Here is a 19,116-nt window from a genome sequence, read left to right as displayed (position 1 = left end):
GTTGGGGGTGCGGGCTAGGACGCTGCGGCGGCGCAGTCCGTGCACAGCCCGCGGTAGAGCACATCGGCAATCTGGATGGTCATGCCGTGGGTGTTCCCGGGGGTGAGGCAGGGGGCGTGGCCAACGGCGCAGTCCACGTCCTCGATGCGTCCGCAGCCGGTGCATACCGCGTGGTGGTGGTTGTCGTTCACCCGGGTTTCGTACCGGGCGGGTGAGTTGGGCGGTTCGATTTTCCGGACCAGTCCCGTCTCGGCCAGGTCCGCGAGGACCACGTATACCGACTGCACCGTGATGTCCGGAAGTTCCGCGCGGACGGCTGCGGCGACGTCGTCCGCTGCCGTGTGCGGTGCGGAGTCAACAGCCCGGAGCACGGCCAGGCGCTGTTTGGTGACCCGGCGGCCGTGTGCGCGCAGCTCAGCGGACCACTTGGCGGTGGTCTCCTCTGCTGCTGCTGTCCCGGTCATGACACTCATCGTACACACTTATTCTGAGCTACTCATAATAAGTCCCGCCTTACTTGTGCCGGCCCCGGTACGCTGGGCCTAGGCAGAGGGAACACCACCTTGGGAACACCACCCTAGGGAACAGCACCTTCAGGAACATCACAGGGAAGCGGGGCAGCGTGCCTGCAGCAGATGCACGAACACAATTCCAGCGTGTGGCGGTGGGCGATGCGCGGGTGGACCTGCGCACGTACCGCCGGTACGACGACGCCGGGACGCCGGCGTGGCCCGGCTCCGGTTCAGAGGTGGTGCTGGTACACGGGATCGGTGCCTCCGAACGGTACTTCGGCCCGCTGATCTGGGAGCTGGCACGCACGGCCACGGTCCATACGCTGGAACTGCCCGGCTTTGGTACAGCGCCCAAGCCGGAGCGGCAGCTGCAGATGGAGGATTTCGGGCGGATTGCCGTTCAGGCGCTGGAGGCCGCCGGTATCCGCGGCGCGCAGTGGGTGGGCCACTCCATGGGCTGCCAGGTGGTAGTCGAAATGGCGCTCGCCGCTCCCGACGCCGTGTCATCGGTGGTGCTCCTGGGTCCGACCATCAACGACGCCGAACGTTCCGCGCCGCTGCAGGCGCTGCGGCTGCTGCAGGACTGCCTGGGCGAACCCCCTGCGGTCAATGCCATCCTGGTCACCGACTATCTGTTCCGGGCGGGGCCGCGCTGGTACCTCAAAACGCTGCCCGTGATGATCCGGCACCGGATGGAGGAACGGATCCGGGGCGTTCAGCCGCCGGTGCTGCTGGTGCGCGGAGGCAAGGATCCGGTGGTCCGCGCTGACTGGCTGGCCCGGCTGGCCGCAGCCCGGCCCGGCACCCGCACGGCGGAAGTGCCCGGCCAGCCGCACGTGATGATGTACAACCGTCCGGTTGAGACCGCCGCCCTGCTGCACTCGGCGGTTCCCTCCCGGTGACGCAGGAACCGCGGGAAAAAGGCAGCGCAGAGCCCACGCTGGAAGGGGCAGCTCCCGGCGCCGGGGTCCGCCCCCGGCGCCGGGGGCGGATCTTCCGCCGGGCCAGGGAAGCCGGAGGCTGGGCCTCGGACTACGCCTACGTGGCCTACTGGCAGGTCCGGAACTTTTTCCTGCGCCGCGACCCGTCCGCCTACCTGCACCCCGAGGGACCGCAGCAGGTGCCGGTGGTGCTGATTCCGGGCGTCTACGAAAACTGGCAGTTCCTGCGCCCCTTGGCCGACTATCTGTTCGAGCGCGGGCATCCGGTGCACACCGTGGCCCCGCTGGGCTACAACCGCGGTGTCATCAAAGACGCCGCCGTGCTGGTGGAGCGCTACCTGGTGGAACAGGACCTGCACGGCGTGCTGGTGGTGGCGCACAGCAAGGGCGGGCTGATCGGCAAGCACCTGATGACCTTGCCCGAAGGTGCCCGCAGGGTGGAACGGATGATCGCCGTGAACACCCCGTTCTCCGGATCCGTTTACGCCCGGCTGTTTCCGCTGGCGAGCATCCGCGCCTTTTCCCCGCGGGACCCGTTCCTGCAGGAGCTGCTGCGCAACCAGGAAGTGAACCGCAGGATCACCTCGGTCTACAGCGGCTTCGACCCGCACATTCCGGCCGGCAGCCACCTCGCCGGAGCACGCAACATCCAGCTGGAAACCATGGGGCATTTTCGGCCCATCGGGGACTCTCGGCTCCTTGAGGTACTCGAGCAGGAGCTGGACGACGCCGGAAGCTAGCCCGGCGCCGTCGTGCCCTGCTGTAGTGCCGGAACCGGGCTGAACCCGGAACCGGGCTGAACCCGGAACCGGGCTGAACCCGGAACCGGGCTGAACCCGGAACCGGGCTGAACCTGGAACCTGGCTGAACCCGGAACCGGGCTGAACCCGGGACCTGGAACCGGACGGAGTCAGGACGCCCCGCGGGCCAGTGCCTGCTCCACGGCTGCCGCCGATCCGTCCCGCCACGGTTCCCCGTGCCCGGTCAGCAGCAGGGGAGCGTCGGTGTCGGCCAGCATGGACAGGGAAGCCAGGGCCTGGGCGCTGTCCGCCGTCGCGGCGCCGGAGACGATCTGCGGGCCGCGCGCGCCGGTGTAGGGGTCCAGGGTCACCAGGGAATCGCCGCTGATGAGCGTTCCGCGGTCCGGATAGTGCAGGGCCACGTGCCCGGCGGTATGGCCCGGGGTGTAGATGATCCGGGGCGTGCCGGGCAGGGCGTCGCCGGAGTCCCGGGTGAGGCTGTGCACATCGGTAACGCCGCGCACGTTCAGTGCCCCGGCAAGCGTCATGGCGCCCAGCACCGGAACGGCCTTGGGATGGCGCACCGGGTACAGGAACCGGTTGTTCTCGTGCTCGTAGCGGTAGGGGTGGGCGGCAATGTAGCGGTCGGCGTCATGGACCAGGATGGGGGTGCGGTACTCCTGCCGGAGCCGGGCCGCCGTGCCCACATGGTCGAAGTGGGCATGCGTGAGCACCAGGGCGCGGATGTCTCCGGGGCCGTAGCCCAGCTCGTCCAGGGCTCCGGTGAGGTGGGGCCACATTCCGGGCAGTCCCGCGTCGATCACCGCCACCCCGTTGTCGTCCTCGACCAGGTACACGTTGACGTAGGCGTGTTCAATGCGGTGGATGCCGTCGGCGACGCTGCGGGTAAACACTGCGGTTCCTCCTTGGGGTGGAAACGGTGGACTGCTCTCCATCCTAAGCATGCTTGCTATTCATGTGGGCGGGTGATGGCCGGGATCTGTCCGGTGCGCCCCTAGACTGCTGGGGTGCCAAGACTCCTCGCCGACCTCACCCCCTTGCGTGAAAGCCCGGAATACCGCCGCCTCTGGACCGGAACGGCGCTGTCCGCCGTCGGCACCCAGCTCACCCTCGTGGCGGTGAGCCTGGAAGTCTACGCACTGACGGAATCCAGTTTCTACGTAGGCCTGCTCGGATTGGTGGGCCTGGTTCCGCTGGTCCTGGCCGGGCTGTACGGCGGGTCGGTGGTGGACGCGTACGACCGCCGGAAAGTCGCACTGGTTTCCTCACTGCTGCTCTGGGGCAGCACCATCGGCATTGCCGCGCAGGCCTGGGCCGGAGTGGGCAACGTCTGGCTGCTGTACTTCCTGGTGGCCGTCAATGCCGGCGCCGGCGGACTGAACCAGCCTGCCCGCAGCGCCATCATTCCCCGGCTGGTCCGCCCCGAACTGCTGCCGGCCGCCAATGCGCTGAGCATGATTACCTTCGGCCTGGCCATGACCGCCGGTCCGCTGCTGGCCGGTGTGCTGGTGGCCAGGGTCGGCTACGGCTGGACCTACACCATTGACGTGGTCACCTTCACTGCCGCCATGTGGGCGCTGTACCGGCTGCCGCCCATGCCGCCGGTAGGCAAGGTGCAAAAAGCCGGGCTGAAATCGGTGCTGGAGGGATTCAGGTTCCTGGGCACCCGCCCCAACATCCGGATGACGTTTGTGGTGGACCTGTGCGCCATGGTCTTCTCGCAGCCGCGGGCCCTGCTGCCGGCCATCGGGGCGTTGGCGCTCGGCGGCGGCGCGACGACGGTGGGCGTACTGCTGGCCGCGACGGCAGTGGGTGCCTTCCTGGCCGGTTTGTTCTCCGGTCCGCTGGGGCTGGTCCGCCGGCAGGGGCTGGCGGTGCTGTGGTCCGTGGCGGCGTGGGCACTGTCCGTATCGGCCTTCGGCGCCGTGGTGGTCCTGGCCGGACACAACGACGGCGCGGTCCCGTCCCGCTGGCTGATCCCGGCGGCCGCTGCCATGGCGTGCGCCGGGATAGCCGATTCGATCAGCAGCGTCTTCCGCTCCACCATCCTGCAGGCCGCCACCCCCGACGCGATGCGCGGACGGCTGCAGGGTGTGTTCGTGGTGGTGGTGGCCGGCGGTCCCCGCTTGGGGGACCTGGTGGCCGGCGTGGACGCTTCCTTCCTGGGGGAGGGCTGGGCCGCGGTGCTCGGCGGATTGATCTGCCTGGCGCTGGTGGGGGTGCTGGCCCGTACCCAGCCGCGGTTTGCCCGCTACGACGCCCTGCATCCCGAGCCCTGAGCCGGCTCCTCCCGCCCCGGTGTCCGGGGCGTGTTCTACGCAGAACGGCGCGGAACAGTCCGGGATGGTTCTGCGTTGAACTAAACGGACCTACCGTAGAAGCTGCAGGCCGGCAGCGGCCTGCGTTGAAAGGACTGTGTACCCGTGCATCACCATTTCAACGGCCTCAAGACTGCCGCACTGTTCGGTGTGCTGTTTGCCGTGCTGCTGGGAATCGGGGCGATTCTGTCCTCGGGTACGGGAAGCCCCGCGTACATCTGGATCTTCCTGGCCATCGGCCTGGCCACCACCGCCTACAGCTATTGGAACAGCGACAAGCTCGCCATCCGGGCCATGCGCGCCGTGCCGGTGACCGAGGCACAGGCGCCGGAAATGTACCGGATTGTCCGGGAGCTCTCCTCGAAGGCCGGCCAGCCCATGCCGCGGCTGTATGTTTCCCCGACCATGGCGCCCAACGCCTTTGCCACCGGGCGCAACCCGCAGCACGCCGCGGTGTGCTGCACCCAGGGCATCCTGGTCCTGCTGAACGAGCGTGAACTGCGCGGTGTGCTCGGCCACGAGTTGATGCACGTCTACAACCGCGACATCCTCACCTCCTCGGTCGCCGCCGCGATTGCCGGCGTCATCACCTCGCTGGGCCAGTTCCTGCTCTTCTTCGGCGGCGGCGACCGCCGCAACTCGAACCCGCTGGCAGCCATCGCCATGGCCATTCTGGCCCCGTTTGCCGCGTCCCTGATCCAGATGGCCATCGGCCGGACCAGGGAGTACGACGCCGACGAAGACGGTGCCAAGCTCACGGACGATCCGCTGGCGCTCGCCTCGGCCCTGCGCAAACTGGAGAGCGGAACCCAGCGCGCCCCGTTGCCGGCCAATGACCAGAAGCTGGCCAACACCGCCCACCTGATGATTGCCAACCCGTTCCGCGCCGGCGTCCGCGGCCTCCTGGCCACGCATCCGCCGATGGATCAGCGGATTGAGCGCCTGGAACGGATGGCCGGCCGCGCGCTGGGCTCCTGACCGGTCCCGGCCTGCCGGCTTCCTGAACCCGCCGGCTCCCGGCCCAGCCCAACCCAGTGACGAAGTAGGCTTCGAGCATGCGCCTGATACTGATCCGCCACGGCCAGACCCCGTCCAATGTGGAGCATTACCTGGACACTGCCGTCCCCGGTCCCGGACTCACCGAGCTGGGGCTCGAGCAGGCCGCCGCGCTCCCGGAAGCGCTCGGGCACGAGCCCATCGACGGGGTCTTCGCGTCCAACCTGGTGCGCACCCAGCTCACCGCTGCGCCGCTGGCTGCCGAGTTGGGGCTGCCGGTGGAGATCAGGGACGGGCTGCGGGAAATTTCCGCCGGCGACCTCGAGATGCGCAATGACCGGGATTCGATCATCGCCTACCTCAAAACCGTGTACCGCTGGGTCAACGGGGAGACGGAGGCCCGGATGCCCGGCGGCCCGGACGGCGCGGGCACCTTGGCGCGTTTTGACGGCGTCGTCGGCGAACTGGCCGCCGCCGGGCTGCGGGCGCCGGTAATCTTCAGCCACGGCGCGATGATCCGGACGTGGGTCACCGCCCGGGCGCAGAACGTGGGACCGGACTTCATTGTCCGCAACGCCCTGAGTAACACCGGCATCGCCGTGCTGGAAGCGCCGGAGCCCGCCGTCGGCGGCGTGGGCCCGTGGCAGCTGCTGACCTGGATGGGTGAGCCCGTGGGTGGGGAATCTGTGGAGGACTACGGCGACGACGGTCCTGCCGCCGAAGACGTAAGGCTCTAGAACACGGGCGTAAGGTTCTGGAACACAGGAGCCCTGGAACGCAGACGGCGCCGTCCCCGCAGAGGGGGAGGCGCCGTCGCTGTGCCGGCCGAAACCGGGACTGCCTGGAGCTTTAGCGGAAGTTGATGAACTGCAGGTCCACCTCGAGGTCCGCGCCCTTAAGCAGCGCCATGGTGGCCTGGAGATCATCGCGGGACTTGGAGCTGACGCGCAGCTCGTCGCCCTGGATCTGCGACTTGACGCCCTTGGGGCCTTCGTCGCGGATCAGCTTGTTGATCTTCTTCGCCTGGTCCTGGGCGATGCCTTCCTTCATGGAGGCCTCGATCCGGTACTCCTTGCCGGAGGCGAAGGGCTCTCCGGCGTCCAGGGACTTCAGCGAAATGCCGCGCTTGACCAGTTTGGACTGCAGCACGTCCAGGACAGCCTTCACGCGGTCCTCGGAGTTGGCCTTCATCAGGATCTTCTCGCCGCTGAAGTCCACCTCGGCGCCGACGCCCTTGAAGTCGTAGCGCTGGACAATTTCCTTCTGCGCCTGGTTCAGCGCGTTGGCCACTTCCTGCTTATCGATCTTGCTGACGACGTCGAACGTAGACTCGCTTGCCATGGGAACTCCTTGGGTCGGTGACTCTTTTCCTGTGTCTTAGCGTAGTAGGTCGCCGCGGTTCGGGCGCTCGGTTCCCAGCGATCATCCAGCCAATCCCCGGTGTTGTCCCATTGAAGTGCGGAACGGTGAGGGGGTGGAAAAGAAACCGACGGCCTATTCCGGCCAGTTCCTCCGCCGTCCCGCCTCCGTCCGGATCCGCACCGCCGCGGCCGGCTCTTTCCTCGCGGCCGCTTCTGCTGCCGGTCTCGGCACGGCGGGTGCCCCGCCCGCGCGGGCCGCGGAGAGCAGTCCCGTCGCCACCCCCGACGCCGGCAACCCCCGGACCGCACACGCGCAGGGAACGCAGGAGCGTTTGGCCGGCATCCGTGCGGACCTGCTCAACGCAGTGCAGTGGGGGTCGGTGACCCAGACGCAGGCGGACGGATTCTATGCACAGCTCGAGGCCAGGATCCTGCGCGGACTGTAGCCGTGAGCCGAGGGGCGGGAACCGCCGCAGGGCCCTGTTTCAGCGGCATTTTTGGCCCGATTCGTAACTTCGGAGAATCTTCGGTAAAGTTGTCTTGCCCGCAGATACTGCGGACAAAGTCTTCACTTGAAGACGTTCGGCAGATTACCCGAGCGGCCAAAGGGGGCTGACTGTAAATCAGCTGGCAACGCCTACGGGGGTTCGAATCCCTCATCTGCCACCGACTAACCCGTCCTCACCGTCACGGTGGGGGCGGGTTTTTCTGTGTGTGCGCGTTGTATGCTCAGTGCCACGGGGCGGGCCTTGCATCCGGCTCCCCAAAATATTAGGCTACCTAACTATGACGACCGATCCCGCCCTGGACGATCTTGCGGACGAATTCCGTGAGTCCCTCCGGCTGGCACTGTACATTGCCCGCAACATGGATGCGGAGACGAACCTCAGCGCCACGCAGGTCAGCATCCTGAAAATGGCGGCCGGTGACGGCCTGCGGGTGAGCGAAATTGCCCGGAACCTGGGCGTCAAGGTGCCCAGCGCCACAGAGCAGATCATCCGGCTTGAAGGTGCGGGCCTGGTGGTGCGCAGCCCGGACCCGCACGATTCGCGCGGCGTCCGGGTCATCCTTACCCCGGTCGGAGCGAAGGAGCTGCGGGAAGCCAACGGCAGCCGGACCGCGTTGATGGCAACACTCCTCGAGCAGCTCAGCGGGGAAGAACGCAACGCCCTGGCCCAAGCGCTGCCGGTGATCCGGCGGCTGAGCAAACTGCCCGGGGCCTAGCCGCGGCCTTCACCGAACGGCCTTCACCGTTCAGCGAACAGTAGAGACAATGTCCCAGCGCCCCGCTAGCGTTGAGCGTATGGCTACTATCGACATCACCGAAGCAACCTTCCCCGAAACCATCGAGGAAAACGACATCGTCTTCGTGGACTTCTGGGCGGACTGGTGCGGACCGTGCAAGCAGTTTGCACCCGTGTACGACTCGGTTTCGCAGAAGCACGAGGACATTACCTTTGCGAAGGTGGACACCGAGGCGGAGCAGGGCCTGGCCGCCGCCGCAGGCATTACCTCCATCCCCACGCTTATGGCGTTCCGCGAGAAGGTGCTGGTGTTCTCCCAGCCCGGCGCACTCAATGCGAGCCAGTTCAGCGAACTGGTGGATGCCGTGAAGGGCCTGGACATGAAGGCCGTGCACGAGCAGATCGCCGCACAGGAGCGCGAGGCAGCGGCCGGCTCCAACGGGCAGCCCACCCAGGGCTAGTCCCCACCGTTTTCAGCAGGCAGGTACCCGGTCAGGGTGCCTGCCTGCTAAGCGTTTAACGCCCGCCGCAGGCTGAGGCAAAGATCCACAACTGCTACTGTCTACCGCCGTCGTGCTGCCCGCTGTACCCTCGCTGCCAAGGGCGCAGGCCCCGGGGGAGGCACGTCCTGCAACCAGTCAGAGACGACGAAAGACAGCGAGGCCGCCATGAGTTCCAATCGGGGAGTTGCCTACATTGAACCCGGGGTAGTGGAAGTCCAGGACATTGACTATCCCACCTTCGAACTGAAAGACGGGCCGGGGGTGAATCCCGCCAACATCGGCCGGAAACTGCCGCACGCGGCCATCCTGAAAGTGGTCACCACCAACATCTGCGGCTCGGACCAGCACATGGTCCGCGGCCGGACCACGGCTCCGCCCAACCTTATTCTCGGCCACGAGATCACCGGCGAAGTGGTGGAAACCGGACCGGATGTCGAATTCATCAACGTTGGAGACCTGGTCTCGGTGCCGTTCAATATTTCCTGCGGCCGCTGCCGCAACTGCAAGGAACGCAAGACCGGGATCTGCCTGAACGTGAACCCGGAGCGCCCCGGCAGTGCCTATGGATACGTGGACATGGGCGGCTGGGTCGGCGGACAGGCCGAGTACGCCCTGGTTCCCTACGCGGACTGGAACCTGCTGCGGTTCCCGGACAAGGACCAGGCCATGGAGAAAATCATGGACCTGACCATGCTCTCGGACATTTTCCCCACCGGGTACCACGGTGCCGTCAGCGCAGGTGTGGGGGTTGGGTCCACCGTATACATTGCCGGTGCCGGGCCGGTGGGACTGGCAGCTGCCGCCTCCGCCCAGCTGCTGGGAGCCGCGGCCGTCATTGTGGGTGACCTGAACCAGGAGCGGCTGGCACAGGCCCGCAGCTTCGGCTGCGAGACGGTGGATATTTCGCAGGGCGATCCCAAGGACCAAATCGAGCAGATCCTCGGCGTGCCGGAGGTGGACTGCGGCGTGGATGCCGTGGGCTTCGAAGCCCGCGGACACGGCTCCGGATCGGACACCGAAGCCCCGGCCACCGTCCTGAATGCCCTGATGGACATCACCGCGGCCGGCGGTGCCCTGGGCATTCCAGGCCTCTACGTCACCGGTGACCCGGGCGGTATCGACGAAGCGGCGCAGAAGGGGTCCCTGAGCCTGGACCTGGGCACCGGCTGGGCCAAGTCCCTGTCCTTCACCACCGGGCAGTGTCCGGTGATGAAGTACAACCGGGAACTGATGATGGCGATCCTCCATGACAGGGTCCAGATCGCCAAGGCGGTCAACGCCACGCCCATCAGCCTGGACCAGGCACCGGAGTCCTACCGCGAGTTCGACTCCGGTGCAGCCCGCAAGTACGTCATCGACCCCAACGGCATGGTGGGCTCGCACAGCTAGTCGAGGAAGGCAAAGGCGGGCTTACAGCCCGGGGAAAGGAACCGGCAGCGCCAATTAGGCCTGCCGGCTCCTTTTTGCGTCTCCTGCCCTTCTGGTGCTTCCCTGCCCGGCGGTACGCTCGTTTGGTCCAAAGGCCCCGGGTTCGGCACCACGCCGAACCGGTCCCCACCACTCGCATTTGCCCACGGCTGTACACGAGTTGGAAGCGGAGATGTCATGTGCCGTTGCAGAGGAACCCTCAATAACACCTCCTCCCGGAGCCGGACGTGAACGGGGCTGATACCGCCTGGGTGCTGATCTGCGCCGGGCTGGTGCTGTTTATGACCCCCGGGCTGGCGCTGTTCTACGGCGGGATGGTGCCGGTGCGCAACGTCCTGACCATGATGATGCAGAACATCATCCCCCTCGGGGTCATTAGTCTCACGTGGGTGCTGGTGGGATACACCCTGGCGTTCAGTAACCAGGGCAATTCGCTCGTGGGGGAGTTTGATGCGTTCGCGCTGATCGACGTCGACACTCCGCAGTTCCACACGGTGGCCGCGGGGGTGACCATTCCCGCGCTGGCCTTCGTGGCCTACCAGATGATGTTTGCCATCATCACGCCGGCGCTGTTGACCGGTGCCACCGCCGGCAGGCTGCGCTTTGCAGGCTGGGTGGTGTTCCTGGCTGCATGGTCGATCCTGGTCTACCCCCAGGTGGCGCGGTGGCTATGGCACCCGAAGGGCTGGCTGGCCCAGCTCGGTGCCCAGGACTGGGCCGGCGGAATCGTGGTGCATTCTTCCGCCGGGGCTGCCGCCGTCGCGGTGCTGCTGGTGGTGGGCCGGAGGCGAGGGTGGCCGAACCTGAAAACGTCGCCCAACAACCTTCCCCTGATGCTGGTGGGCGCCGGGATCCTCTGGTTCGGTTGGTTCGGCTTCAACGCCGGGGACGGCTTGCAGGCAAATGATGTTGCCGCTCAGGCCCTGATGAACACACACATAGCCGGGTCCGCGGCCATGCTGACCTGGCTGGTGGTGGAACGGCTGCGGGACGGGCATTCCACCTTGGTGGGCGCCGTCTCCGGCGCGGTGGCCGGCCTGGCGACCATTACCCCCTGTGCCGGGTTTGTCGGCACCGGGGCGGCCCTGCTGATCGGGCTGATTGCCGGCTTGGTCTGCGCGCTCGCCGTTCAACTCAAGCGCCTGCTGCGTTACGACGACGCCTTGGACGTGATCGCCGTGCATTTTGTGGGCGGTGTGCTCGGCTCGGTCCTGCTGGGTTTCTTCGGGGACAACTCAGTAAACCCGGCAGGCGTGGACGGCGTGTTTTCCGGCGGAGGCGGGAACCTGCTGTGGCACCAGGTGGTGGCGATTGTATGCGTGGTGCTGTTCTCGTTTGTGCTCAGCTGGATCATCGCCGCGGTCATTTCGCGCACCATGGGGCTGCGCGAGCCCGGGCCGGAGCAGGAGGACCTGGACCGCGTCCAGCAGGGTGCCTCGGGGTACTCGCTCAGCGGCATCACGACCCGGCCCACAACCGCCGGACGGGCCGCAGCGAACGGCGGCAACGCCGTCGACGCCCGCAAGTCCGTACCCAACCACCTGGTGAGCGCGGTGGTGAGCACCGACCGGATCGACGGCCTGCGGGACGCGCTGCTGATGGCCGGTGCCCGCTCCCTCGAGCTCTCCGACGCCGCCGTCTACACCGGGAAGGTCCGTACCGAAGCCTTCCGCAGCGAGAAGCGGCGGATCGATTTCGCCGACCGGATGCGGGTGCAGGCGGCTGTGGACGAGGAGCACGAAGAAGCGGTGGTGGCAGTCCTGAAACGTTTCGGCGCTGAACCGGACTCGATCTACCGGCTGGCCATCACGCCGTACTAGACCTGCTCCACCTTCAGCGGCTCGGCCAGCAGTGCGCTGAGGGATTCCTGCAGATCCTGCAGCGCGGCGCCGCGGGCGTGGCGCTGCAGGTCTTCCTGGGTGGCCCACTGTTCGGCCAGCACAATGGCCGCTTCGGAGTCTTCGACAATCTCGTAGCGCAGGCAGCCCGGTTCGGTCCGGACCTGCTCAATGGCGATCTCCAGCGCCAGTTTCACCCGGTTGTATTCTCCGGGATTGGGGACCATGGTGGCGCGGAGGTTGATGGGGGCATTGGCTTCAGTCATGTCCCTACCCTAAGCCGACGCCGCGCCGTGCGCCCGGTGCGCAGGCGGTGCCTTCGCAGCGGGCAGAACTTTCCTAGCGCCGGCGGTGGTCCATGGGGGCAAGCTTCGGGCCGTAGGCAGGTTTGCGGTACCCGCTGAGCATGATCATCCGAACCACCCGCTGCCGGTGTCCGCGCCATGGTTCGAGCAGTTCCAGCATGCCGGCGTCGTCCGTGCGGCGGCCCGTCAGTGCGGCACCCACATAGGCGGCCAGATGGTAGTCGCCCACGGAGACCGAGTCCGGTGCTCCGTGGGTGCGCTGGGTAATCTCCGCCGCGCTCCACACTCCGACGCCCGGAACCGAGCAGAGCCTTGCGGTCAGGTCATCGCCCAGCGGGGCATCGGCCAGCCGCTCCAGTCCGGAGGCCAGTGAGCAGGCGCGCAGGATGGTGCTGGAGCGGGATAGATCCACCCGGGCCTTGTGCCAGTCCCAGCTGGGGATCCGCCGCCAGGTCTCGGGTGCGGGGGCGGCCTTCATTCCGGCCGGTGCCGGTCCGGGCGCGTCGGTGCCGTACCGGCTCACCAGGTAGCGCCAGGCGTAGTAAGCCTCGATCACGGTTACTTTTTGTTCCAGCACCACGGGGATCAGGGAGTCCATGATGCGGCCGGTGCTGGGCAGGCGCAGCGAGCGGTTGCGGCGCCGGGTCTCGGTGACCATGCGCGGCAGCGTGGCGCAGAAGGCGTCGTCGTCGAATTCCGTCCAGTCATCGTGCTCGCCCAGCAGGGCGGGCACCGAGTCCAGTGCCCATCCCGCGCCCGGGCCCCAGGCCTGGGCCCGTACGCGTGCACCCGGCGCGGGGGCGGGTTCTTCGCGCAGGTTCAGGGTGGCCGGCCCCTCCGGGGTGAGGAACGCAAGCCAAGCCGCACCGGGCGCGAGCCGGATGGTTGGATCGCCCTTGCCCCGGACCAGGATCCGCAGCGAGGTATGCAGGCAGTACGGGGCGGGGGAGTCCCAGTAACGCACCGGGCCGGCGGGAACCGACTGCAGCGGCGCGGCAGCGGCAGTGAAGGACATGCCCCTATGGTTGCACGCACCGCCCCCGTTCCGGCGCCGCTTCCGTGGCCCCGGTGGTGTGGTGTTAGCTACTAGGCCGCGTGCCCTGCGTCCGGCCGGGAACCGTTGTGCGGGTTTTGCGGCGCCGTGTTTCGCCTCCGGTGGACAGCGGGAGGTTTGGAAGTAACGTGGGTCACATGAAGTACGCCAATACAGTCCTGGACCTGATCGGCAATACGCCCCTGGTGAAGCTGAACAATGTCACCGAAGGGATCCGCGCCACCGTTCTGGTGAAACTGGAGTACCTGAACCCGGGCGGGTCCGTGAAGGACCGGATTGCGGTGAAGATGATCGACACCGCGGAGCAGGAGGGCAAGCTGCGCCCCGGCGGAACGGTGATCGAACCCACCAGTGGCAACACCGGCGTCGGGCTGGCGCTGGTGGCGCAGCAAAAGGGCTACCGGTGCATCTTCGTGACCCCGGACAAGGTGGGTGTGGAGAAGCGGGACGTGCTGCGGGCGTACGGCGCCGAAGTGGTGGTGACCCCGACGTCGGTGGCCCCGGACAGTCCAGACTCCTACTACGGCGTCTCGGACCGCCTGGTGCGCGAAATCGACGGGGCGTACAAACCGGACCAGTTCTCCAACCCGTCCGCCCCGGCCAGCCACTTCGAATCCACGGGGCCGGAAATATGGGCGGACACCGAGGGCCGGGTCACCCATTTCGTGGCCGGCGCAGGCACCGGCGGCACCATCACCGGCACCGGGCGCTACCTCAAGGAAATCTCCGCGGACCGGCCCTCCGGCCCGGTGCGCGTGATCGCCGCAGACCCGGAAGGGTCGGTCTACTCCGGCGGCAGCGGACGCCCCTACTTTGTGGAGGGGGTGGGGGAGGACATGTGGCCGGCGAACTACGACCGGTCCGTGCCCGATGAGGTGGTTGCCGTGCCGGACGCGGACTCCTTCGCCATGACCCGCCGCCTGGCCCGGGAGGAAGGGCTGCTGGTGGGCGGGTCCTCCGGCATGGCCGTGACCGCGGCACTGCAGGCTGCCCGCGGCCTGGGACCCGACGACGTCGTGGTGGTCCTGCTGCCGGACAGCGGCCGGGGCTACATGGGCAAGATCTTCAACGATGAGTGGATGCGTTCCTACGGGTTCCTCCAGGACGGCGGCGAGCAGGCCTCCGTGCGGGACGTGATGGAGATGAAGGACGGGTCGCTGCCCGCCCTGGTACACACGCATCCGAACGAGACCGTGCGTGACGTGATTGCCATCCTCAATGAGTACGCGGTCTCCTGCCTGCCGGTGCTTTCGCAGGAACCCCCGGTGGTGCTCGGCGAGGTCCTCGGCTCCGTGGACGAGCGCTCGCTGACGGAGAAACTCTTCCGCGGTGAAGCCAAGCCCACGGACCGGATCAGCGAACACATGGGTCCGCGCCCGGCCCTGGTCGGCGCCGGAGACTCAGTGGCTTCGGCCCGCGCCAAACTGCAGGACGACGACGCCGTGATGGTGACGTCCGACGGCGCGGCCATCGGCATGCTGACCCGGCACGACCTGCTTTCGTACCTGAGCCTCTGACCGGCCGCCGCCGGACGGCCGCCGCCGGACGGCCGTTTTCCGCACCAACCCGCCGGCATGCCGGCACAGGAGGAACCAATGACCAGCTTCAGCACCCGCGCCGTCCATGCGGGGCAGGCCCCGGATCCCACCACGGGGGCAGTCATTCCGCCGCTGTACCAGAGCACCACTTACGCCCAGGACGGCATCGGGGGGCTGCGGAACGGTTATGAGTACGGCCGCGGCACCAACCCCACCCGGGACTCGCTGCAGGAGCAGCTGGCGGCGCTGGAGGGCGGGAAGCACGCGTTTTCCTTCAGCTCCGGCCTAGCCGCCGAGGACGCCCTGATCCGGGGGCTGCTGGCCCCGGGGGACCACATTGTGCTGGGCAACGACGCCTACGGCGGCACCTACCGCCTGATCACCAAGGTGCTGGGGGCCTGGGGAATCACCAGTGCGGCGGTGGACATGTCCGACGCCGTTGCCGTGCAGGCCGCCGTCGCCGCAGGCAACACGAAAATCGTGTGGCTGGAAACGCCGTCGAACCCAATGATGAAGATTTCCGATATTGCCGCCACCGCCCAGGCGGCACACGACGCCGGGGCGCTGCTGGTTGTCGACAACACTTTTGCCTCCCCCTATCTGCAGCAGCCGCTCTCACTGGGCGCCGACGTCGTGGTGCACTCCACCACCAAGTACATCGGCGGGCATTCCGACGCCGTGGGCGGCGCGGTGGTCCTCAACGACGACGCGATGGCGGAGAAGGTCGGGTTCATCCAGTTTGCCGTTGGAGCGGTGTCCGCACCCATGGAGGCCTGGCTGACCACGCGCGGGCTGAAGACCCTGGCCGTGCGCATGGACCGGCACTCCGCCAACGCCATGGCCGTGGCGAAATGGCTCCGGGACCAGCCGGCGGTGGAAAACGTGCTGTATCCGGGCCTCGAAGAACATCCCGGCCATGACCTGGCCAAGGCACAGATGAAGGACTTCGGCGGCATGGTGTCGGTGTCTTTCAAGGGCGGCGAGGCTGCCGCCCGGACGGTCGCCGAATCCACGCGCCTGTTCCTGCTGGCCGAGTCGCTGGGCGGGGTGGAATCCCTGATGAATTACCCGTCGGAAATGACCCATGCCTCGGTGAAGGGGACCGAGCTGGCGGTGCCGGAGAACCTGCTGCGTTTGTCCGTGGGCATCGAGGACGCAGAGGACCTCATCGCGGACCTGGATTCGGCGTTCGGGCGGCTGTAGCCGCAGCCCGGGTTAGCCGCTGCCCGGCGTCAGGTGCGGGGCCGGCTGCCTTTGGGCCCGCGCTTCTTCGGGTCCCGGAGCCGGAAGAAACGGTTGCTGGCGGGCAGCCAGAGCAGCCCGGCGCAGGCCAGCAGGACCAGACCCACGGCCACCAGAGCCGGGCCGCGGAAGAGCAGCGGGAACCCGCCGATGGCAGCGATGCTGGTGAGGGTTTCACGGGCGCTCCGCTTGCCTGCCCGCAGCCGGAGAACGCTGTACGCGCTGAGCGCTGCCAGGGCCAGGACAAGGATCCCCAGCATGGTCAGTGCCGTGCTGTCCTGGTGCTGGGTGCGGGCGGATACAACAAAGGAAACCCCTGCCGCGGCCAGCAGGACCGCCGCCCCCAGCCAGGCTGCGGCGGCAATGCGGATGATCGACGGCGGGGGCGTCCGGGGTGATGCACCGGAGGGGCCGGGCGCTGCAGGGGTGTTGCCGGGACGCATCAGCGCGGCGCCACAATCTGTTCGCGGGTTGCGGCATCGTAGCGGTACACCTCGCGGCCGCCAATCCACACTCGCATGGCACGCTGCATCACATCCAGCGGATCACCGCTCCAGAGGACCAGATCGGCGTCCTTGCCGGGCTCCAGCGAGCCAAGCCGGTCCGCCAGGCCAAGCACCCGGGCGGGGTTGATGGTGACCGAACGCAGTGCTTCCTTCCGCTCCAGCCCCTCCTTGACCGCGAGCGCCGCCTGGTAGATCAGGAAGTTGACGGGCACCACCGGGTGGTCGGTGATGATGGAGATTTCCACTCCGGCGGCGGCCAGCTTGCCCGGGTTGGCCATACTGCGTCCGCGCAGCTCCACCTTGGACCTGGTGGTGAACAGGGGACCAATCAGCACCGGCACCCCGCGCTCGGCCAGGACATCGGCCAGCAGATGCGCTTCCGTTCCGTGGTCCAGCACCAGGTCGTAGCCGAATTCGTCCGCGAGCCGCAGGGCAGTGCCGATATCGTCGGCGCGGTGCGCGTGCTGCCGCCACGGGATTTCCCTCCGGAGCACCATGGCCAGGGCTTCCATGTGCGGATCGCGGGCATCCGGGTCCGCTTTGCCCATGTAGTTTTGCGCGTCCATAAACGCCTGCCGGATCACCATGGCGGTACCCAGCCGCGTAGAGGGGGTCTGCTTCTTCTCGCTGTAGATCCGCTTGGGGTTCTCGCCCAGGGCGGACTTCAACCCGCTGGGCGCGCGCAGGACCATTTCCTCCAGGTAACGCCCGTGCGTGTGCAGGGCCACGGCCTGCCCGCCGATCGGATTGCCCGAACCGGGGTTGATGTTGGCGGTGGTCACGCCGCCGGCCAGGGCGTCGTCGAACCCGGTGTCGAACGGGTTAACGGCATCGAGGGCGCGCACGCCGGCCATCACCGGGTCCGTCATTTCGTTGGAGTCATTGCCGGCCCAGCCTTCACCCTCCTCGTGGACCCCCAGATGCGTGTGGGCGTCCACCAGCCCCGGCAGCAGCCACTGCCCGCCGGCGTCGAGCACCTGCGCCGACTCCGGCACCCGGACGTCCGGGCCCAGCTCGCGGATCCGGCTGCCTTCAACGAGCACCGTGCCGTCAAAGGGATCCCCGGTGACCGGTACCACATGGGCATTTGTGAGGGCCAGCAACGCGTCAGACATGGGGGACCTTTCGCTCTTCAATCTTCTCCGGCCAGCCTAGCGCCTGCCCCGGGAGGGGCAGGCCGAAGGGGTTGCCCGGTAGACTGGGATAAGTCAATATCGCCATATCGCTATGCGGCGCCACGAGCGCGGACGGCAGTGCTTACAGGAGAACAATGGGCCAGATCCACCGATCCGCCTTCGTGCGGACCGTTGCGACCCTGGGGGCGCTGGCACTAGCCGGGCTGCTCGTATGGACAGCTTTTGATGTTTCGCCGCGCCACGGACTGGATTTCCGCGTTTACCTCACCGGCGGACAGAGTGTGCTGGACGCCGGCGGCGAGCTGTACACCAAGGCGCTGCAGTACGACGCCGACAGCAGTCTCCTCTTTACGTATCCGCCTTTTGCGGCGCTGGTTTTTGCGGTGCTGGCTCCGTTCGGGCAAGGCATCGGCCTGAACATCTTTACCGGCATCTCCATCGCCATAGCCGCGGCAACCGCGCTCTGGGGCGTCCGGTACGTCTTCGACCGGGCCGGCGCCATGGATGTCCTGCGCCATCCCTGGCTGCGTCCGCTTGCCACGCTCGCGGCGGGGTTCATCGTGCTGCTCGGTCCCTGGCGGGAAACCCAGGCCTTCGGGCAGATCAACATCCTTCTGTTCGGGCTGATCATGGCCGACTTCGTGGTCAAGCGGGAAGGCTGGCCCACTGGGCTGCTGACCGGCGTGGCCGCCGGATTGAAGCTCACCCCGCTGGTCTTCGGCCTGTACTTCCTGGCTCGTGGGGACTGGCGGGGCCTGCGCAACATGACCTACGGCTTCCTTGCAACGTTCGGCCTGGGCTTCCTCATTCTGCCCCGGGAATCCAAAACGTATTGGCTGGAGCTGCTGCCGGATACCTCCCGGATCGGCGGCGCCGGCTATGTGGACAACCTCTCCATCAAGGGCGCCATCCTGCACTTCGGCGGCCCGGACTTCCCCGTGGACCTGCCCTGGCTGATCCTCACCCTCCTGGCCGTCGCTGCCGCGGCAGTCATCATCCGCATGGCCGGCAACCGCGGGCAGACGTTCACGGCCCTGGCGGCCACGGCACTGCTGATGCTGCTGATGTCCCCGGTGTCCTGGTCCCACCACTGGGTATGGGTGGCACTTTTCATTCCGGTTTTGGGCCGGAACCTGCTGGACCTGGGGCCGGGGCACCGGAAGCTGCGGGTCACGGGCGTGATGCTGCTGGTGAGCTCGCTGGTGATCTTCGTGTACTCACCCAAAACCATCGGTGAGCTCTTTGATTCCCCCAACCTGGATTCCCAACTGCCGGAACCGTGGCTGATGGCTTCCAGTGCCGGCGTGTTCTGGGGTGCGGGGCTGATGATCTGGTGGTTCGCCGCTTACTGGGGGAGCCGGTCCCGGAACTGGTGGCGCAACGACCCGCCGCAGTTGCTGCGTGCCACGGAGCCGCAGCCCTAGACTGCAGGC

Annotated in this window: 20 protein-coding genes and 1 tRNA gene; 14 read left to right on the top strand and 7 right to left on the bottom strand. The window is 67.4% G+C overall.

Features of this window, described 5'->3' with window-relative positions; translation table 11 throughout:
- Window positions 1–14 precede the first annotated feature (14 nt).
- Window positions 15–464, bottom strand: a complete 450-nt coding sequence (locus tag QNO06_RS13625; RefSeq protein WP_227912954.1) for a Fur family transcriptional regulator — start codon at window positions 462–464, stop codon at window positions 15–17.
- Between the two features lie 158 nt (window positions 465–622).
- Here QNO06_RS13625 and QNO06_RS13620 point away from each other — a divergent pair, with 158 nt between their 5' ends.
- Together QNO06_RS13620 and QNO06_RS13615 are read left to right on the top strand one after the other, a co-directional pair.
- Entirely contained in the window at window positions 623–1,414 is a 792-nt protein-coding gene (locus tag QNO06_RS13620) for an alpha/beta fold hydrolase (RefSeq protein ID WP_227912733.1), read from the top strand.
- Window positions 1,411–2,193, top strand: coding sequence for an esterase/lipase family protein (locus tag QNO06_RS13615; protein WP_227912734.1), 783 nt, complete (start codon window positions 1,411–1,413; stop codon window positions 2,191–2,193). The genes QNO06_RS13620 and QNO06_RS13615 overlap by 4 nt, the downstream gene beginning before the upstream one ends.
- A 170-nt stretch (window positions 2,194–2,363) precedes the next feature.
- On the opposite strand, the gene QNO06_RS13610 is transcribed toward QNO06_RS13615, so the two are convergent.
- Window positions 2,364–3,107 (bottom strand): MBL fold metallo-hydrolase, encoded by a 744-nt coding sequence (locus QNO06_RS13610; protein ID WP_227912735.1) that lies wholly within the window; start codon window positions 3,105–3,107, stop codon window positions 2,364–2,366.
- A gap of 114 nt (window positions 3,108–3,221) precedes the next feature.
- Between QNO06_RS13610 and QNO06_RS13605 the strand changes: the two genes are divergently transcribed.
- From QNO06_RS13605 to QNO06_RS13595, 3 genes are all read left to right on the top strand, one after another.
- On the top strand, window positions 3,222–4,493 hold the full coding sequence (locus tag QNO06_RS13605) for an MFS transporter (RefSeq protein ID WP_227912736.1): 1,272 nt from the start codon (window positions 3,222–3,224) through the stop codon (window positions 4,491–4,493).
- Between the two features lie 144 nt (window positions 4,494–4,637).
- Window positions 4,638–5,510 carry a zinc metalloprotease HtpX gene (gene htpX, locus QNO06_RS13600; protein WP_227912737.1) on the top strand — a complete coding sequence of 291 codons (873 nt, stop codon included), beginning with the start codon at window positions 4,638–4,640 and terminating at the stop codon, window positions 5,508–5,510.
- A gap of 77 nt (window positions 5,511–5,587) precedes the next feature.
- A complete protein-coding gene (locus QNO06_RS13595; protein ID WP_227912738.1) occupies window positions 5,588–6,265 on the top strand; it encodes a histidine phosphatase family protein in 678 nt (225 codons plus the stop codon).
- Between the two features lie 112 nt (window positions 6,266–6,377).
- Here QNO06_RS13595 and QNO06_RS13590 read toward each other — a convergent pair whose 3' ends face one another.
- Window positions 6,378–6,869, bottom strand: coding sequence for a YajQ family cyclic di-GMP-binding protein (locus QNO06_RS13590; protein ID WP_146360925.1), 492 nt, complete (start codon window positions 6,867–6,869; stop codon window positions 6,378–6,380).
- 133 nt (window positions 6,870–7,002) lie between these two features.
- Here QNO06_RS13590 and QNO06_RS13585 point away from each other — a divergent pair, with 133 nt between their 5' ends.
- The 6 genes from QNO06_RS13585 to amt all read left to right on the top strand — a co-directional run bounded on the left by QNO06_RS13585 (window position 7,003) and on the right by amt (window position 11,884).
- Window positions 7,003–7,335, top strand: a complete 333-nt coding sequence (locus QNO06_RS13585; RefSeq protein ID WP_227912739.1) for a hypothetical protein — start codon at window positions 7,003–7,005, stop codon at window positions 7,333–7,335.
- 138 nt (window positions 7,336–7,473) lie between these two features.
- A tRNA-Tyr gene (locus QNO06_RS13580) sits at window positions 7,474–7,555 on the top strand.
- A 120-nt stretch (window positions 7,556–7,675) separates the two neighbouring features.
- Entirely contained in the window at window positions 7,676–8,113 is a 438-nt protein-coding gene (locus tag QNO06_RS13575) for a MarR family winged helix-turn-helix transcriptional regulator (RefSeq protein WP_227912740.1), read from the top strand.
- Window positions 8,114–8,192: 79 nt separating this feature from the next.
- Window positions 8,193–8,594 (top strand): thioredoxin, encoded by a 402-nt coding sequence (gene trxA / locus QNO06_RS13570; RefSeq protein ID WP_227912741.1) that lies wholly within the window; start codon window positions 8,193–8,195, stop codon window positions 8,592–8,594.
- 207 nt (window positions 8,595–8,801) lie between these two features.
- Window positions 8,802–10,025 carry a formaldehyde dehydrogenase, glutathione-independent gene (fdhA, locus tag QNO06_RS13565; RefSeq protein WP_227912742.1) on the top strand — a complete coding sequence of 408 codons (1,224 nt, stop codon included), beginning with the start codon at window positions 8,802–8,804 and terminating at the stop codon, window positions 10,023–10,025.
- 266 nt (window positions 10,026–10,291) lie between these two features.
- Window positions 10,292–11,884 (top strand): ammonium transporter, encoded by a 1,593-nt coding sequence (gene amt, locus QNO06_RS13560; RefSeq protein ID WP_227912743.1) that lies wholly within the window; start codon window positions 10,292–10,294, stop codon window positions 11,882–11,884.
- Here amt and QNO06_RS13555 read toward each other — a convergent pair.
- A complete protein-coding gene (locus QNO06_RS13555; RefSeq protein ID WP_227912744.1) occupies window positions 11,881–12,168 on the bottom strand; it encodes a putative quinol monooxygenase in 288 nt (95 codons plus the stop codon). The two genes, amt and QNO06_RS13555, sit on opposite strands and share 4 nt — an antisense overlap.
- A 73-nt stretch (window positions 12,169–12,241) precedes the next feature.
- Window positions 12,242–13,222: a DNA-3-methyladenine glycosylase family protein gene (locus QNO06_RS13550; protein ID WP_227912745.1), complete on the bottom strand. Its 981-nt coding sequence runs from the start codon at window positions 13,220–13,222 to the stop codon at window positions 12,242–12,244.
- Between the two features lie 176 nt (window positions 13,223–13,398).
- On the opposite strand from QNO06_RS13550, the gene QNO06_RS13545 reads away from it, so the two are divergent.
- A complete protein-coding gene (locus tag QNO06_RS13545; RefSeq protein ID WP_227912746.1) occupies window positions 13,399–14,778 on the top strand; it encodes a cystathionine beta-synthase in 1,380 nt (459 codons plus the stop codon).
- Window positions 14,779–14,856: 78 nt separating this feature from the next.
- Window positions 14,857–16,002, top strand: a complete 1,146-nt coding sequence (locus QNO06_RS13540; RefSeq protein ID WP_227912747.1) for a cystathionine gamma-synthase — start codon at window positions 14,857–14,859, stop codon at window positions 16,000–16,002.
- Window positions 16,003–16,031: 29 nt separating this feature from the next.
- Here the strand turns inward: QNO06_RS13540 and QNO06_RS13535 are convergent, their stop codons facing one another.
- Together QNO06_RS13535 and QNO06_RS13530 are read right to left on the bottom strand one after the other, a co-directional pair.
- A complete protein-coding gene (locus QNO06_RS13535) occupies window positions 16,032–16,484 on the bottom strand; it encodes a hypothetical protein (protein ID WP_227912748.1) in 453 nt (150 codons plus the stop codon).
- Window positions 16,484–17,662: an amidohydrolase gene (locus QNO06_RS13530; RefSeq protein WP_227912749.1), complete on the bottom strand. Its 1,179-nt coding sequence runs from the start codon at window positions 17,660–17,662 to the stop codon at window positions 16,484–16,486. The genes QNO06_RS13535 and QNO06_RS13530 overlap by 1 nt, the downstream gene beginning before the upstream one ends.
- 155 nt (window positions 17,663–17,817) lie before the next feature.
- Between QNO06_RS13530 and QNO06_RS13525 the strand changes: the two genes are divergently transcribed.
- Window positions 17,818–19,107 (top strand): glycosyltransferase 87 family protein, encoded by a 1,290-nt coding sequence (locus QNO06_RS13525; RefSeq protein WP_227912750.1) that lies wholly within the window; start codon window positions 17,818–17,820, stop codon window positions 19,105–19,107.
- Window positions 19,108–19,116 lie beyond the last annotated feature (9 nt).

The organism is Arthrobacter sp. zg-Y20 (assembly GCF_030142075.1).
Lineage (GTDB): Bacteria > Actinomycetota > Actinomycetes > Actinomycetales > Micrococcaceae > Arthrobacter_B.
Note: the sequence above shows the minus strand (reverse complement) of the source record. Positions and strands in the feature narration are given on the sequence as shown.

What these genes read in the sequence shown, in the direction of transcription:
- QNO06_RS13625 (WP_227912954.1), bottom strand. Translation starts at nt 464, where the DNA reads ATGACCGGGACAGCAGCAGCAGAGGAGACCACCGCCAAGTGGTCCGCT.
- QNO06_RS13595 (WP_227912738.1), top strand. Translation starts at nt 5,588, where the DNA reads ATGCGCCTGATACTGATCCGCCACGGCCAGACCCCGTCCAATGTGGAG.
- QNO06_RS13590 (WP_146360925.1), bottom strand. Translation starts at nt 6,869, where the DNA reads ATGGCAAGCGAGTCTACGTTCGACGTCGTCAGCAAGATCGATAAGCAG.
- QNO06_RS13575 (WP_227912740.1), top strand. Translation starts at nt 7,676, where the DNA reads ATGACGACCGATCCCGCCCTGGACGATCTTGCGGACGAATTCCGTGAG.
- trxA (WP_227912741.1), top strand. Translation starts at nt 8,193, where the DNA reads ATGGCTACTATCGACATCACCGAAGCAACCTTCCCCGAAACCATCGAG.
- fdhA (WP_227912742.1), top strand. Translation starts at nt 8,802, where the DNA reads ATGAGTTCCAATCGGGGAGTTGCCTACATTGAACCCGGGGTAGTGGAA.
- QNO06_RS13555 (WP_227912744.1), bottom strand. Translation starts at nt 12,168, where the DNA reads ATGACTGAAGCCAATGCCCCCATCAACCTCCGCGCCACCATGGTCCCC.
- QNO06_RS13550 (WP_227912745.1), bottom strand. Translation starts at nt 13,222, where the DNA reads ATGTCCTTCACTGCCGCTGCCGCGCCGCTGCAGTCGGTTCCCGCCGGC.
- QNO06_RS13545 (WP_227912746.1), top strand. Translation starts at nt 13,399, where the DNA reads ATGAAGTACGCCAATACAGTCCTGGACCTGATCGGCAATACGCCCCTG.
- QNO06_RS13540 (WP_227912747.1), top strand. Translation starts at nt 14,857, where the DNA reads ATGACCAGCTTCAGCACCCGCGCCGTCCATGCGGGGCAGGCCCCGGAT.
- QNO06_RS13535 (WP_227912748.1), bottom strand. Translation starts at nt 16,484, where the DNA reads ATGCGTCCCGGCAACACCCCTGCAGCGCCCGGCCCCTCCGGTGCATCA.
- QNO06_RS13530 (WP_227912749.1), bottom strand. Translation starts at nt 17,662, where the DNA reads ATGTCTGACGCGTTGCTGGCCCTCACAAATGCCCATGTGGTACCGGTC.
- QNO06_RS13525 (WP_227912750.1), top strand. Translation starts at nt 17,818, where the DNA reads ATGGGCCAGATCCACCGATCCGCCTTCGTGCGGACCGTTGCGACCCTG.